This window comes from Streptomyces cynarae (assembly GCF_025642135.1).
Taxonomy (GTDB): Bacteria; Actinomycetota; Actinomycetes; order Streptomycetales; family Streptomycetaceae; genus Streptomyces; species Streptomyces cynarae.
Genome location: NZ_CP106793.1, coordinates 2,927,721 through 2,941,549 on the forward strand (window position 1 = coordinate 2,927,721; position 13,829 = coordinate 2,941,549).

The following is a 13,829-nucleotide window of genomic DNA, read 5'->3' on the forward strand; positions in this document are numbered from 1 at the left end:
TGGCTCCGGCAGCACCTGCCGACCGCACATTCACCCGGGCGGCACCTGGCGAGAATCCGAACAAAGGACGCCGGGCGGACTGGAGACCCTCCAGTCCGCCCGGCGTCCTCGTCCCGCGTCGAGCGCCCGGCGCCTAGCAGCCCAGGAGGCGACCGGCCAGGTACCCCTCGATCTGGTCGAGAGACACGCGCTCCTGCTTCATGGAGTCGCGCTCACGCACCGTCACCGCGTTGTCCTCCAGCGTGTCGAAGTCCACCGTCACGCAGTACGGCGTACCGATCTCGTCCTGGCGGCGGTAGCGGCGGCCGATCGCGCCCGCGTCGTCGAACTCGATGTTCCAGTGCTTCCGCAGCGCCTGCGCGAGGCCCTTGGCCTTCGGCGACAGCTCCGGGTTCCGGGACAGCGGCAGCACCGCGACCTTCACGGGAGCCAGGCGGTGGTCGAGGCGCAGCACCGTGCGCTTCTCCATCTTGCCCTTGGCGTTGGGCGCCTCGTCCTCGACGTACGCGTCGAGCAGGAACGCCAGCATGGTGCGCCCGACACCCGCCGCGGGCTCGATGACGAACGGCGTCCAGCGCTCGCCGGCCTCCTGGTCGAAGTAGGAGAGGTCCTGGCCGGAGGCCTTGGAGTGCGCGGTGAGGTCGTAGTCCGTGCGGTTGGCGACGCCCTCCAGCTCACCCCACTCGTTGCCGCCGAACTGGAAGCGGTACTCGATGTCGGCGGTGCGCTTGGAGTAGTGGGAGAGCTTCTCCTTCGGGTGCTCGTACCAGCGCATGTTCTCCTCACGCAGGCCGAGACCCGTATACCAGTTCCAGCGCTCCTGCATCCAGTACTCGTGCCACTTCTCGTCCTCGCCCGGCTTGACGAAGAACTCCATCTCCATCTGCTCGAACTCGCGGGTGCGGAAGATGAAGTTGCCCGGCGTGATCTCGTTGCGGAACGACTTGCCCATCTGCGCGATGCCGAACGGCGGCTTGCGGCGCGAGGTCTGCTGGACCTGGAGGAAGTTGGTGAAGATGCCCTGCGCGGTCTCGGGGCGCAGGTACGCGATGGAGCCGCTGTCCTGCGTCGGGCCGAGGTGGGTGGAGAGCAGACCCGAGAACTGCTTCGGCTCGGTGAACTGGCCCTTGTTGCCGCAGTTGGGGCAGTTGATGTCCGCGAGGCCGTTCTCCGGGAGGCGGCCGTGCTTGGCCTCGTACGCCTCCTCCAGGTGGTCGGCACGGAAGCGCTTGTGACAGGAGGTGCACTCGGTGAGCGGGTCGGTGAAGGTGGCGACGTGACCGGAGGCCACCCAGACCTCGGTCGCCAGGATCACCGACGAGTCGATACCGACGACGTCCTCGCGCGACGTCACCATGTAGCGCCACCACTGGCGCTTGATGTTCTCCTTGAGCTCGACACCCAGCGGTCCGTAGTCCCAGGCGGCACGCTGACCGCCGTAGATCTCGCTGCAGGGGAATACGAAGCCACGGCGCTTGCTCAGGCTGACGATGGTGTCGATCTTGTCGGCGGCCACGGTGCTCTCTTCATTACGACGACGGGCGACGAAGCGAGACGCTTCAAAGCGAATGCTTCAGGGTACCGGCGGTGGCTCCCCCTCAATCAAATCGGTGCCGTCCACAAGCCCGCACCGGAGCTTGTTGACAACGGTTTCCATGTTTGATGAAAATGACTGTCATGAACGGACGACGACGCCTCATATCCGGGACCGCGGTCGCGGCGGCCACCGCCCTCGGGCTCGGAGCCCTCTCCGCCTGCTCCTCCTCCAGTGCCGCAGCGGGCGACAGCGGCAAGTTCGACGTCGTGGCGTCGTTCTACCCGCTGGCCTTCCTCGCCGAGCAGATCGGCGGGTCGTACGTCCACGTCACCAGTCTGACCCAGCCCGGTCAGGAGCCGCACGACCTGGAGATCAGCGCCAAGCAGACCGCGCAGCTCCAGGAGTCCGACGCGGTCCTCTACCTCAAGGGCCTGCAGCCCTCCGTCGACGACGCGGTGGCCCAGTCCGAGATCAGGACGAAGGTCGACGCCGCCTCCCTGACCTCCCTGGAGGAGCACGGCAACGAGGTCGGCGGGCACGCGGCCGCCCACGACACCCACCAGGGCGAGGAGGCCGGCGCCGAGGACCCCCACATCTGGCTCGACCCGGTGCGCTACGCCCAGGTCGCCAAGGGCGTCGGCGCCGCCTTCGAGAAGGCGGACCCGAAGCATGCGGACACCTACAAGAAGAACACCGAGGCTCTGGCCAAGAAGCTCGACGACCTGAACACCCGGTATGCGGACGGACTGAGGAACACGAAGACCAAGGTCTTCATCACCACGCACGCCGCCTTCGGCTACCTCGCCGAGCGCTACGGCCTCACCGAGGAGGCCATCAACGGCCTGGACCCCGAGTCCGAGCCCAGCGCCGCCCGCGTCCGCGACCTCGAGAAGATGGCCAAGGCCGACGGCGTCTCCACGGTCTTCTACGAGACGCTGGTGAGCGACAAGACCGCGAAGACCATCGCGAAGGACGCGAACCTGAAGACGGACGTCCTCGACCCGATCGAGGGCATCACTCCGAAGTCCCGCGGCCGCGACTACTTCCAGGTCATGGACTCCAACCTCAAAGCCCTGCAGACCGCCCTGGGCACCAAGTGATCGCAACGGAGGACGCCATGGGCGCCATGGACGCGATGGGCGAGCCCGTCATATCGATGCGCGGCGTACGCGCCGACCTGGGCTCCCGCCCGGTCCTGCGCGGCATCGACCTCACCGTCCACCGCGGTGAGGTCGTCGCCCTGCTCGGGGCGAACGGCTCGGGCAAGTCGACCGCCGTGCGCAGCGTGATCGGCCAGGTGCCGGTGAGCGCCGGGGAGATCGCACTCTTCGGCACCCCGCGGCGCGCCTTCCGCGACTGGCGGCGCGTCGGGTACGTGCCGCAGCGCACCACCGCCGCGGGCGGCGTGCCCGCCACGGTGACCGAGGTCGTCTCCTCGGGCCGCCTGTCCCGGGCGCGCTTCGGCATCCTGCGCAAGGCCGACCACGAGGCCGTACGCCACGCCCTGGACCTCGTCGGCATGGCGGACCGGGCCAGGGACTCCGTGGGCGCCCTGTCCGGCGGCCAGCACCAGCGCGTGCTGATCGCCCGCGCGCTCGCCTCCGAGCCCGAACTGCTGATCATGGACGAGCCGATGGCGGGCGTCGACCTGGCGAGCCAGGAGGTGCTCGCCCGGACACTTCAGGAGCAGGTGGCCTCCGGCGCCACCGTCCTGCTGGTGCTGCACGAGCTGGGCCCGCTGGAGCCCCTGATCGACCGGGCGGTCGTCCTGCGTGACGGCTGCGTACTGCACGACGGGCCGCCACCGAAGGCCCTGGGCCAGCACGCCCTGCCCGGCCACGACCACGTCCACCCGCACGAGGCCGCGGGCACCGAACCGATCCGCACGGGACTGCTGAGCTGATGGACTTCCTGAACTACGCCTTCATGCAGCGGGCCCTGCTCGCCGCCGTCCTGGTCGGCATCACGGCCCCCGCCGTCGGCATCTACCTCGTCCAGCGCCGCCAGGCCCTGATGGGCGACGGCATCGGCCACGTGGCGATGACCGGCGTCGGCCTCGGCTTCCTCCTGTCCACCTCACCGGTGTGGATGGCGACGGCCGTCTCCGTCCTCGGCTCGGTCCTCATGGAACTGATCCGCTGGTACGGGAAGACGCGCGGCGACATCGCGCTCGCGATGCTCTTCTACGGCGGTATGGCCGGCGGCGTCATGTTCATCAACCTCGCACCGGGCGGCTCCAACGCGAACCTGACGTCGTACCTGTTCGGCTCGTTGTCCACCGTCTCGCAGTCCGACGTGGTGGCGATCTGCCTGCTCGCGGCCTTCGTCGTCCTGGTCACCCTCGGCCTGCGCCGCCAGCTCTTCGCGGTCAGCCAGGACGAGGAGTTCGCCCGGGTGACGGGCCTGCCGGTGCGCGCCCTGAACCTGCTGACGGCGGTCACCGCCGCCGTGACCGTGACAGTCGCGATGCGGGTGGTCGGTCTCCTCCTGGTCTCCGCGCTGATGGTGGTCCCGGTGGCGGCCGCGCAGCAGCTCGGCCGCAGCTTCGCGGCGACCTTCGCGATCGCGGTCGCCATCGGCGTGACCGTCACCCTCGGCGGCACGATCACGTCGTACTACCAGGACGTGCCGCCCGGCGCGACGATCGTGCTGCTGACCATCGCCGCGTTCATCGCACTCACCGCCCTCGCCGCTCCGCTGGCCCGGCGACGCGCGCGGGCGCTCGCCGCCGCACAGCCCGCCGGGGACCCCGCAGAGTGCGCGATTCCGGCCACTCGGGAGGCCGGCGACGAGGTCGGAGTCTGACCGCGCGCGGGCCGGGCTGGCACAATGGCCCGGCAAGGCGCAGACATGAGCCGTGAGAGAGCCGCAGGGGCGCGCCGGTGTCGAGGGTGCATGGGCGTCCCCCCTGCTCGAGCGAAGTCGAGAGCTTGGGGGAGCGCGGAGGCCCGAAGGCGTGAGCAGTGCTCTCGACACCGACTCGAAGCGCCCCGTAGGCGAACGAGCCATCAAAAGGGAGGCAACCGGTGACCACCGCAGGACCGCCCGTGAAGGGCCGCGCCACCCGGCAGCGTGCCGCTGTCGCGGCGGCCCTCGACGAGGTCGACGAGTTCCGCAGCGCGCAGGAACTCCACGACATGCTCAAGCACAAGGGCGACTCGGTGGGCCTGACGACGGTCTACCGCACCCTGCAGTCCCTCGCCGACGCAGGCGAGGTCGACGTCCTGCGCACCTCCGACGGCGAGTCCGTCTACCGCCGCTGCTCGACCGGCGAACACCACCACCACCTGGTCTGCCGCGTCTGCGGCAAGGCCGTCGAAGTCGAGGGCCCCGCGGTGGAGAAGTGGGCGGAGGCGATCGCGGCAGAGCACGGTTTCGTCAACGTCGCCCACACGGTGGAGATCTTCGGCACGTGCGCGGAGTGCGCGGGCGCCGAGTCCGAACGCTGAGCAGCGGCGCGGGGCGGGCTCAGGGCGCCATGTCGCCCCGGTTCACGCAGGAATAGGAGCCGTCGTCGTTCCGCCCCACGCTGTCGTACGACCAGCAGTGCAGCATCGGGGCGAGCGTCCACATCCGCAGCGCCACGAGTACGCCGAACACGGCCGCGACCGCCCACCCCGCGTACGACGGCCGCCCGCCGAGCGCCACTGCGCCGACGACGAGCAGCGCCGCGGACACCAGCGCGCCGACGGCCGTCGGCGCCAGGTTGTCCCGCAGGCCGGGGACCGTCTGCATGTCGGTCGTGATCATGAAGCTGAACAACACGGCGAGCCCCGCACAGCCGAGGGCGACGACCGCCGCGCAGCCGCGGACGACGCTCATACGCGGGACAGGTGGTGGGCCGGTCCGGCCCCGGGCCGCTTGCGCACGACCAGCCGGACGGCCTCCGCCATGTCCTGCTGCCGGTACTCGTACTCCAGCACGACCTCGGGCCCCCGCTGCTCCACGGTCTGCTCGGTCACGGCCCCTCCCCGTCTCTTCGAATGACGAGCCGTGATCGTAACCGCAGGTCGGGACAGCCGGCCCCGGGCCTACTCCTGCTTGCCCTCCATCGCCAGCAGCTCCTCGTTCGGGATCGCGCCGCCGAAGCGGCGGTCGCGGGAGGCGTACTCGACGCATGCCCGCCACAGGTCCCGCCGGTCGAAGTCCGGCCACAGCACGTCCTGGAAGACCATCTCGGCGTAGGCGCTCTGCCACAGCAGGTAGTTGGAGGTGCGCTGCTCGCCGCTCGGGCGCAGGAACAGGTCGACGTCCGGCATGTCCGGGTAGTACAGGTGCTTGGCGACCGTCTTCTCGTTGACCTTCGACGGGTCGAGCCGGCCGGCCTTGACCTCCTCCGCGATGGCCTGCACCGCGTCCGCGATCTCCGCGCGGCCGCCGTAGTTCATGCAGAAGTACAGCGTGAGCCGGTCGTTGCCCTTGGTCTGCTCCTGGGCGACCTGGAGCTCCTTGGCGACGGACTTCCACAGCCGGGGCATACGGCCCACCCAGCGCACCCGCACGCCCAGTTCGTCGAGCGTGTCGCGGGTCTTGCGGATGAAGTCGCGGTTGAAGTTCATCAGGAAGCGGACCTCGTCGGGCGAGCGCTTCCAGTTCTCGGTGGAGAAGGCGTACAGCGAGATGCTGCCGACGCCCATCTCGATCGCACCCTGCAGCACGTCCAGCACCCGCTCGGCACCGACCTTGTGCCCCTCGGTGCGCGGCAGCCCGCGCTGCTTGGCCCACCGCCCGTTCCCGTCCATGACGATCGCCACATGGTTCGGGACCAGCTCCCCGGGGAGCTTCGGAGGCCGCGCGCCGGACGGGTGCGGCTCCGGCGTCCTGTACTCCCGGCGCTGGCGCCCCAGAAACCCGCGTACGGCCATGTGCTTCTCGCTCCTCGGTTCTTCGCTCTGTTCGCTTCTTCGGTCTGTTCGCTCTGTCGCTCTGTCGCTCTGTCGGTCTGCCGAGTCGACAGCTGTGACGCCGCGTCGCTCTACTGCTCCACGTACCGCAGCGAGCGCAGTCCCCGCTCCAGGTGCCAGTGCAGATACGCAGACACGAGCCCGCTGCCCTCCCGGACGTACCGCGCCTCGCACGCGTCCGCGGTCTCCCAGTCTCCCGTCAGCAGCGCGCCGAGCAGTTCCAGGGCCTGCGGCGAGGGTACGACGCTGCCGGGCACCCGGCAGTCGGCGCACACGGACCCGCCCGAGGCGACCGAGAAGAAGCGGTTCGGCCCGGGCATGCCGCACTTCGCGCAGTCGCCGAAGCTGGGCGCGTAGCCGTTGACGGCGAGGGAGCGCAGCAGGAAGGCGTCCAGGACGAGGTGCGGCGCGTGCTCACCACGGGCGAGCGTCCTCAGGCCCCCGACCAGCAGCAGGTACTGCTGGACGGCCGGCTCCCCCTCATGGTCGGTGAACCGCTCGGCGGTCTCCAGCATGGCGGTCCCGGCGGTGTACCGGGCGTAATCGGTGACGATCCCACCGCCGTAGGGGGCGATGGTCTCGCTCTGCGTGCACAGCGGCAGCCCCCGCCCGACCAGCTCGCTCCCGCGCGCGAAGAACTGCACGTCCACGTGTGAGAACGGCTCCAGCCTGGCCCCGAACTTCGACTTCGTCCGGCGCACCCCGCGGGCCACGGCGCGTACGCGTCCGTGACCCCGCGTGAGCAGCGTGATGATCCGGTCCGCCTCACCCAGCTTCTGGGTGCGCAGCACGATGCCGTCGTCGCGGAACAGACTCATGGGGTCCATTCTCGCCTACGGCGGACCCGCCTCGGGCCGGGTCCTCAAGGGACCTCACCGCGGCTGCGTGCGTTGGCGTACGCGGTGGCGGCCCGCAGGCGCTCGGCCGGCGTCGCGGGGCGCACGGCCTCCGGTTCGACGTCCCACTCCTTGCCCCCGCCGTACGGCCTCAGCTGTACGTAGGGGCCCTCGTGCCCCATGACGACGCCCACCCTCCCGGTGCGGGTGTCGACGGCGTACGACCCGATCGGCGGCTTCTTCTTCATCGCGCCTCCGCCGCCGGCCGCGCCCGCAGCGCCGCCGCGAGCCGGGCGGCGACATCGACGGAACAGCCGCCCAATTCCACCAGCGGACAGGGCGTCTCCCGAGCCAGACTTGCCGGGTCGAGCCGGAGCGACGGCAATGTGATTCCGGCGCTCGCGAGCGCAGCCCGCAATTCCTTCACTGTCTCCTCCGCCTCTTCGACGCGGTGCGCCGAGTCTCGTCCCCCGAGTGATACGTGTACTGCAGTCACCGTGCTCCCCTTCCCCGTGCAATTTCACGCTTCGCATCTCCATGGTGACGCTCTGCATCTACACTCGACAGGTGTCTGTGCCCTACAAGTGCGAGGCAGCGGGGGTGCGTTGCGCCATGGCCAACGGTGCGCGGCAGGCGGCATGGGAGTTCTTCGGTGCCGAGCTGAAGCGGCGACGGGAGAACGCGGGGTTCACCCAGGCGGCGCTTGGGGCGCGTGTTTTCGTATCGGGCGGCTACATCGGCCAATTCGAACAGGCGATTCGCAAACCCCAGTTGGACGTGGCACAGCGGATCGACGAGATCCTGCAAACCGAGGGCTTTTTCGAGCGGACGTGGCGAAAGCTCATTGATGACGCGAGATATGCGGATTATTTCGCGGAGGTGGTGGAGCTCGAGCGGACGGCGACGAAGATCTGCGAGTTCGCGCCTGCGCTGGTGCCGGGGTTGTTGCAGACGGCCGAGTACACGCGGGCCGTGACCTTGGCGAGCAACCCGTTCGTCACCGAGGAGTACATCCAGGAGAAGGTGGCCGCTCGTGTGGAGCGCGCGCAGGTCCTGGCTGACGCCACAGGCCCCGTGTACTGGGTGATCCTGCACGAGCACGTGGTGCGCATCCCGGTGGGCGGCGGTGCCGAGATGGCGGCACAGTTGGACCACATCGCAGAACTGGCGCGGCAGCGCAGGGCCCTGGTGCAGGTGCTGCCGACGAGCGCGGGCGCCTACCCGCTCATGGGCCGCATGGTCACGCTCTTCGAGTTCGAGGACGCGCCGCCAACCGCCTATACAGAGGCGGTGTATTCGGGGAGCCTGCTCGATGATCCGGCCCTGGTGAAGCGTGTACAGGGGGCATACGATCTGCTCAGGGCCGCCGCACTGCCGCCGAAGGCGTCCCTCGCCCTGATCGAGTCGGCGGCGGAGGACCACAGACGATGCGCGGGTACGACCTGAGCAACGCCCGTTGGCGCAAAAGCAGCTACAGCGACGACAACGGTGGTAGCTGCGTCGAAGTCGCCGACGGAGTCCCCGGTGTCGTCCCCGTCCGGGACAGCAAGGTGCCCGGAGGTCCCGTGGTGCTCGTGAGCCCGGCCGCCTGGACGGCGTTCGTGCGCGGACCGGTGATCTCGCGCACGAGCTGACACCGTTGGGCTGACGGGCCGCAGACAACGACCCGTCAGCCCGTCTCGTCGATGCGTACCGCTACAGCAGGTTGTACGCCTGGAACCCGCTGCCGATCTTGACCGGCTTCTGGAACACGGACTGGGTGTTGCCCGTGCCCGAGTACCGGAGCAGGTCGCCGTTCGGCTTGCGAGCGATCAGGTCCGGCTTTCCGTCGGCGTCGAGGTCGCCGACCGACAGCAGCCGGTCGTACGTGTTCCAGCCGCCGCCGATCCTCGTACGGGGAGCGAACGGGGCCTGGTAGTCGCCGGTGCCCTTGTAGAGCCACAGGACGCCGGACTTGTCCCGAGCGACGATGTCGGCCCTTCCGTCACCGGTCAGATCACCCTGGCCGGCGATCTGGGTGTACTGGCCCCAGCCTTGGCCGATACGTTTCCGCGAGGTGAGCTTTCCGTCCGGGTAGGCGAGGTACTCCCACAGAACACCGGCCTTGTCGACGCCGATGAGGTCGGCCTCCTTGGCTCCCGCGAGGTTTCCGGGGGAGAGGACCGTGGTGTAGATGTTCCAGCCCGTGCCGACATGGTTGGTGTGCATGTCGAGGTGGTCATCGATCCACAGGTAGTCCAGCTTCCCGTCCTTGTAGAGGTACCAGGTGCCGTCGCTCCACCCGTCCTTGTCGTTGTCGACATCGATCGAGTCGGCGAAGGCTTCGAAGGTGACCCCCACGTCTTCGCGGGGCTCGAAACCGCCCTTGCGGTCCGTGAAGTACAGGTACAGCTCTGCGGTCCGCTTGTGAACGGCCGTCAGCGCAAAGCTGGGCGTCTCCACCGTGCCGTCCGCGCGGACGCGCGGACCCAGGCTCTGGACGCCCCGGGCCTGCTGCTGTGCCCCGGCCGCGGTACGCGTCCGGGCGGCCCCGGCCGGGTCGCCGGAGGCGGAGGCCGTACCGGCCGTGGTGGCCATCACGGCCGTGACGGCGGTGGCGGCCAGTGCGCCCCGAAACGCACGCCGACGTCGGGCAATGATCATGAATGTTCCCCCTGCGATGTACTGAACGGCACATGTCATGTGCCACATGGTCGTCAGCAGCTTCTCACAAGGGCCTCACAAGACTCATCGGATTTCCCCAGCAATCGGCAACGCCGCACCGCCGCCCCAGAAGCGCGCCCGACCCCGCACCGTGCGGGCGGAGCCGAACGCCCTACCCCACCGACACCAGCCCCGCCTCGTACGCCGTGATCACCAGCTGGACGCGGTCCCTCGCGTCCAACTTGGTCAGCAGGCGGGTCAGGTACGTCTTCGCCGTGGCCACGCTGATGCACAGTTCGGCCGCTATCTCCGCGTTGGACAGGCCGGAGCCGACCAGGGTGAGGACTTCGCGCTCCCGGTCCGTGATGCCCCTCAGGTCGCGGCGGTTGGGGGCCGGTCCGGGGCGGGCCGCGAAGTCCTGGATCAGGCGGCGGGTCACGCCGGGGGCCAACAGCGCGTCGCCGGAAGCCACCACCCGCACCGCCCCGATGATGTCGTCCAGCGCCATGTCCTTGACCAGGAACCCGGACGCGCCCGCGCGCAGCGCCCCGTACACGTAATCGTCGTCGTCGAAGGTCGTCAGGACCACGATCCGTGTGTCCGTCGGCCCGGCGGTGATGCGGCGCGTCGCGTCGATGCCGTCCACCTGCGGCATACGGATGTCCATCACCACGACGTCCGGGCGCAGTTCCTCCGTCAGCGTCACCGCCTCCTCACCCGTGGCCGCCTCGCCCACCACCTCCAGGTCGTCGATCTCCTCCATCACCATCCGCAGCGCCGTACGGATCAACTGCTGGTCGTCGGCGAGGACCACCCGGACCGTCATCGGACGCCCTCCGGTACCGGCAGCCGCGCCGCCACCCGGTAGCCGCCCTCCGGGCGGGGAGCCGCGCTGAACTCCCCGTGCAGCAGCGCGACCCGTTCCCGCATGCCCGCCAGGCCGAAGCCGGTGTCCGTCGACGTGCCGCGGCCCCGCCCGTCGTCCGTCACCTCGAGGGCGAGCACGTCGTCGGCGTAGTCCACGGTCACCCGGCAGGCGTCCGTACCGGAGTGCCGTACGACGTTGGTGACGGACTCCTGGATGATCCGGAACGCCGACAGGTCGAGGTCGGGGGGAAGGGGGCGGGGCTCGCCCAGCCGCCGCACCTCCACGCGCACCCCCGCTGCCGTCGTCTCGGCGGCGAGGCGGTCGACGTCGTCCAGGCCGGCGGTCGGCACCGCCTCCGTGCCGTCCCCGTGGCCCACGTCAGCCGCCCGCAGCGCGACCAGCATCCGCCGCAGCCCGGCCAGCGTCTCCCGGCCCGTCGTCTCCACCGCCCGCATCGCCTCGCGTGCCGCCTCGGGCCGGGTCGCCGCCACCCGGGCCGCCGCGCCCGCCTGGAGGGCGATGATGCCGATGCTGTGGGCCACGGTGTCGTGCATCTCGCGGGCTATGCGCAGCCGTTCCTCCGTCACCGCCTGCGCGGCGGTCTGCGCGCGGACGCGCTCCGCGTGTTCATGTGCCTGGTACGCGGAGTTGCCGAGCAGCCAGGCGATCGCGGTGACCAGCGCCACCGCCAGCTCCGCCGATGTGCTGACGCCCCATCCGCGCAGCAGCCGCGTGGCCTCGTACACCACGAGTGTGACGAGTGCCATCACCAGTGCGATGGCCGCGGTCCGGCGCGGGCGGGTCGCCGCGATGAAGTACAGCGCCAGCATGGCCGCGAGGTACTGCGTCATCGGGATCCCGCCCGCCGCCAGGTCGGTCGTCTCGAAGACCGAGGCCAGGATCAGCAGGGCCAGAGCCAGGAGCGGTCTGCGGACCAGCAGGCGACTGCCGTACAGCGCGGCGGCCGTGGACAGCACGGTGATCGTCACGCCGTCCCAGCGGTAGAGCTGAGCGGCGGGCCATTTCTCGGGTTCCAGCTCACCGGGCAGTCTGACCCGCGTCAGCAGCGTGAACAGTGTGCTCGCGAACCACACAAGCGCGATCCACGCGCCCGGCGGCACACGCTTGAGCGGGGGCAGCGGTGGAGTGGCGGGCATGCCGTGATCGTAGGTGCGTGCGCTGCCGAGGTCATCGGACCGTGGACGTACAACCACGGTCGACAACCGTCCGCCGCGAGTGTCAGCGGCGGGGCGATGCCCCGCCCGGCCCGCCCGCGCCACCGTGGTCCCGTGATCGAAGTCAGCAAACTCACCAGACGCTACGGCGACACCACCGCCGTCCGCGACCTCTCCTTCACCGTCCGCCCCGGCCACGTCACCGGCTTCCTCGGCCCGAACGGCGCCGGCAAGACGACCACCCTGCGCATGCTGCTCGGTCTCATCGAGCCGACCTCCGGCACCGCGACCGTCAGCGGGCACTCCTTCCGCCGGCATCCGCGCGGGCTGCACCACGTCGGTGCCCTCCTCGACGCCGGTGACGTGCACGGCGGCCGTTCAGCCCGGGCGCACCTGCACGCGCTGGCCCGCAGCAACGGCATCCCCACGCGTCGCGTGGACGAAGTCCTCACCGAGGTGGGGCTCACGGGTGCCGCCGCCCGGCGCCGGATCGGCGGCTACTCGCTCGGCATGAAGCAGCGCCTCGGTATCGCCACCGCACTGCTCGGCGACCCGCCCGTCCTCCTCTTCGACGAACCGCTCAACGGGCTCGACCCGGAAGGGGTGTTGTGGGTGAGGCAGCTCTTCCGCAGGCTCGCCGCCGAAGGACGTACCGTCTTCGTCTCGAGCCATCTCATGTCCGAGATGGAGCACACCGCCGACGAGTTGGTGGTCATCGGCCGGGGCGAACTGATCGCCGCCGAGAGCCTCGACGAGTTCGCCGCGCGCGGCACCCAGCCCACCGTGACCGTGCGGACGCCCGACGCCGGTGCTCTGGCCGCGCTGCTGTCGGCCGAGGGCGCGGCCGTGGTGCCGTACGACACCGAGACACTGAAGGTCGCCGGGGTCGACTCGGTACGGATCGGGGAGATCGCCCACGAACACCGGTTCCTTCTGTGGGAGCTGGCCGCCCAGGCCGCCTCCCTGGAGGCGGCGTTCATGGAACTGACCGCCGACAGCGTCGAATACCTCGCCGGAGAGTCCCGATGACGACCGCCCTCGCCCTGCCCGCCGCCCGATTCACCGATCTGCTCGCCGCCGAGTGGATCAAGCTGCGTTCGCTGCGCTCCACGTACTGGGCGCTCGGCGCCAGCGGCCTCAGCGTCGTCGCCTTCAATGCCAACGCGGCCCGCGCCGACTACGCCAACTATCCGCACTACAACGGGATCATGCGGGCCCACTTCGTCGACATCGCACTGCGGGACGCATTCACCGCCGGCGCCGCCATGATCCTCGTCCTCGCGGTCGCAGGCATCGGCGCCATCACCGTCGTCGGGGAGTACTCGACGGGCCTGATCCGTACGACCTTCGCGGCCGTCCCGGACCGGCGGGCGCTGATGACCGCGAAGGTCGTCGTCCTGACCGCCGTCATGACGGTGTTCGGCGCCGTCGTCGCGGGCGCCTCGTTCGCGGTGACGCAAGCCGTCCTCGACGGGCGCGGTCAGGGCGTGTCGATCAGTCATCCGGGCGCGTTGCGGGTCGTCGTGGCGTCGGCGCTGCTGGCCCCGGTGTGTGCCCTGGTCGGCATGGGTCTGGGCGCGCTGATCCGGCACAGCGCGACGACCATGGTGCTCACCGTGTTCGTCCTGCTGCTCCTGCCGACGATGGTCACCGAGCGCTACCACTGGACGGCCTGTGTCCGGAACGCCCTCCCCTTCAACGCCTGGGACCGTCTGGTCGACATCGGCTACGGGCATGACCCGTTCACCCTGGCATCGCGCTATCCGACGACGGTGACGGGCGGCTGGATCGTGTTCGCGGCGTGGTCCCTCGTGGCGGCGGTCGTCGCGGTGGTCACCGTGGACCGCCGCGACGTGTGACGTGCGG

General features: G+C 70.0%; 18 protein-coding genes. 8 read left to right on the forward strand and 10 right to left on the reverse strand.

All coding sequences use genetic code 11. The features are described 5' to 3' along the window. Nucleotides 1–133: 133 nt before the first annotated feature. Nucleotides 134–1,516, reverse strand: coding sequence for a glycine--tRNA ligase (locus N8I84_RS13665; RefSeq protein ID WP_263229795.1), 1,383 nt, complete (start codon nucleotides 1,514–1,516; stop codon nucleotides 134–136). A gap of 161 nt (nucleotides 1,517–1,677) precedes the next feature. Between N8I84_RS13665 and N8I84_RS13670 the strand changes: the two genes are divergently transcribed. The 4 genes from N8I84_RS13670 to N8I84_RS13685 all read left to right on the forward strand — a co-directional run bounded on the left by N8I84_RS13670 (nucleotide 1,678) and on the right by N8I84_RS13685 (nucleotide 4,986). Continuing rightward, complete coding sequence (locus N8I84_RS13670) at nucleotides 1,678–2,637, forward strand: metal ABC transporter substrate-binding protein (protein WP_263229796.1); 960 nt, start codon at nucleotides 1,678–1,680, stop codon at nucleotides 2,635–2,637. A gap of 17 nt (nucleotides 2,638–2,654) precedes the next feature. Then, the gene (locus N8I84_RS13675; RefSeq protein WP_263229797.1) at nucleotides 2,655–3,440 is read left to right on the forward strand and encodes a metal ABC transporter ATP-binding protein; all 786 of its coding nucleotides are present in this window, start codon (nucleotides 2,655–2,657) and stop codon (nucleotides 3,438–3,440) included. Next, a complete protein-coding gene (locus tag N8I84_RS13680; protein ID WP_263229798.1) occupies nucleotides 3,440–4,342 on the forward strand; it encodes a metal ABC transporter permease in 903 nt (300 codons plus the stop codon). The genes N8I84_RS13675 and N8I84_RS13680 overlap by 1 nt, the downstream gene beginning before the upstream one ends. Before the next feature lie 221 nt (nucleotides 4,343–4,563). After that, nucleotides 4,564–4,986, forward strand: a complete 423-nt coding sequence (locus N8I84_RS13685) for a Fur family transcriptional regulator (protein ID WP_263229799.1) — start codon at nucleotides 4,564–4,566, stop codon at nucleotides 4,984–4,986. A 19-nt stretch (nucleotides 4,987–5,005) separates the two neighbouring features. Here the strand turns inward: N8I84_RS13685 and N8I84_RS13690 are convergent, their stop codons facing one another. From N8I84_RS13690 to N8I84_RS13715, 6 genes are all read right to left on the reverse strand, one after another. After that, nucleotides 5,006–5,359 carry a hypothetical protein gene (locus N8I84_RS13690; RefSeq protein WP_263229800.1) on the reverse strand — a complete coding sequence of 118 codons (354 nt, stop codon included), beginning with the start codon at nucleotides 5,357–5,359 and terminating at the stop codon, nucleotides 5,006–5,008. Then, the gene (locus N8I84_RS13695; protein ID WP_263229801.1) at nucleotides 5,356–5,499 is read right to left on the reverse strand and encodes a hypothetical protein; all 144 of its coding nucleotides are present in this window, start codon (nucleotides 5,497–5,499) and stop codon (nucleotides 5,356–5,358) included. The genes N8I84_RS13690 and N8I84_RS13695 overlap by 4 nt, the downstream gene beginning before the upstream one ends. Before the next feature lie 69 nt (nucleotides 5,500–5,568). Further along, on the reverse strand, nucleotides 5,569–6,402 hold the full coding sequence (locus tag N8I84_RS13700; protein ID WP_263229802.1) for an isoprenyl transferase: 834 nt from the start codon (nucleotides 6,400–6,402) through the stop codon (nucleotides 5,569–5,571). 110 nt (nucleotides 6,403–6,512) lie between these two features. After that, the gene (gene recO, locus N8I84_RS13705) at nucleotides 6,513–7,259 is read right to left on the reverse strand and encodes a DNA repair protein RecO (protein ID WP_200417284.1); all 747 of its coding nucleotides are present in this window, start codon (nucleotides 7,257–7,259) and stop codon (nucleotides 6,513–6,515) included. Between the two features lie 44 nt (nucleotides 7,260–7,303). Continuing rightward, nucleotides 7,304–7,525 (reverse strand): hypothetical protein, encoded by a 222-nt coding sequence (locus N8I84_RS13710; RefSeq protein ID WP_263229803.1) that lies wholly within the window; start codon nucleotides 7,523–7,525, stop codon nucleotides 7,304–7,306. Beyond that, entirely contained in the window at nucleotides 7,522–7,704 is a 183-nt protein-coding gene (locus tag N8I84_RS13715) for a hypothetical protein (RefSeq protein ID WP_390898890.1), read from the reverse strand. Before N8I84_RS13715 ends, N8I84_RS13710 begins: the two co-directional genes overlap by 4 nt. A gap of 185 nt (nucleotides 7,705–7,889) precedes the next feature. On the opposite strand from N8I84_RS13715, the gene N8I84_RS13720 reads away from it, so the two are divergent. Both N8I84_RS13720 and N8I84_RS13725 read left to right on the forward strand, forming a co-directional pair. Then, the gene (locus tag N8I84_RS13720; protein ID WP_263234751.1) at nucleotides 7,890–8,723 is read left to right on the forward strand and encodes a helix-turn-helix domain-containing protein; all 834 of its coding nucleotides are present in this window, start codon (nucleotides 7,890–7,892) and stop codon (nucleotides 8,721–8,723) included. Next, nucleotides 8,705–8,911, forward strand: a complete 207-nt coding sequence (locus N8I84_RS13725) for a DUF397 domain-containing protein (protein ID WP_313884251.1) — start codon at nucleotides 8,705–8,707, stop codon at nucleotides 8,909–8,911. The genes N8I84_RS13720 and N8I84_RS13725 overlap by 19 nt, the downstream gene beginning before the upstream one ends. Nucleotides 8,912–8,972: 61 nt before the next feature. On the opposite strand, the gene N8I84_RS13730 is transcribed toward N8I84_RS13725, so the two are convergent. From N8I84_RS13730 to N8I84_RS13740, 3 genes are all read right to left on the reverse strand, one after another. Then, the gene (locus tag N8I84_RS13730; protein ID WP_263229805.1) at nucleotides 8,973–9,920 is read right to left on the reverse strand and encodes an FG-GAP repeat domain-containing protein; all 948 of its coding nucleotides are present in this window, start codon (nucleotides 9,918–9,920) and stop codon (nucleotides 8,973–8,975) included. Between the two features lie 172 nt (nucleotides 9,921–10,092). Next, the gene (locus tag N8I84_RS13735; RefSeq protein WP_263229806.1) at nucleotides 10,093–10,746 is read right to left on the reverse strand and encodes a response regulator; all 654 of its coding nucleotides are present in this window, start codon (nucleotides 10,744–10,746) and stop codon (nucleotides 10,093–10,095) included. Beyond that, entirely contained in the window at nucleotides 10,743–11,945 is a 1,203-nt protein-coding gene (locus N8I84_RS13740) for a sensor histidine kinase (protein ID WP_263229807.1), read from the reverse strand. The genes N8I84_RS13735 and N8I84_RS13740 overlap by 4 nt, the downstream gene beginning before the upstream one ends. Before the next feature lie 132 nt (nucleotides 11,946–12,077). Between N8I84_RS13740 and N8I84_RS13745 the strand changes: the two genes are divergently transcribed. Both N8I84_RS13745 and N8I84_RS13750 read left to right on the forward strand, forming a co-directional pair. Further along, nucleotides 12,078–12,992: an ABC transporter ATP-binding protein gene (locus N8I84_RS13745; protein WP_263229808.1), complete on the forward strand. Its 915-nt coding sequence runs from the start codon at nucleotides 12,078–12,080 to the stop codon at nucleotides 12,990–12,992. Then, nucleotides 12,989–13,822: an ABC transporter permease subunit gene (locus N8I84_RS13750; RefSeq protein WP_263229809.1), complete on the forward strand. Its 834-nt coding sequence runs from the start codon at nucleotides 12,989–12,991 to the stop codon at nucleotides 13,820–13,822. Before N8I84_RS13745 ends, N8I84_RS13750 begins: the two co-directional genes overlap by 4 nt. Nucleotides 13,823–13,829: the final 7 nt, after the last annotated feature.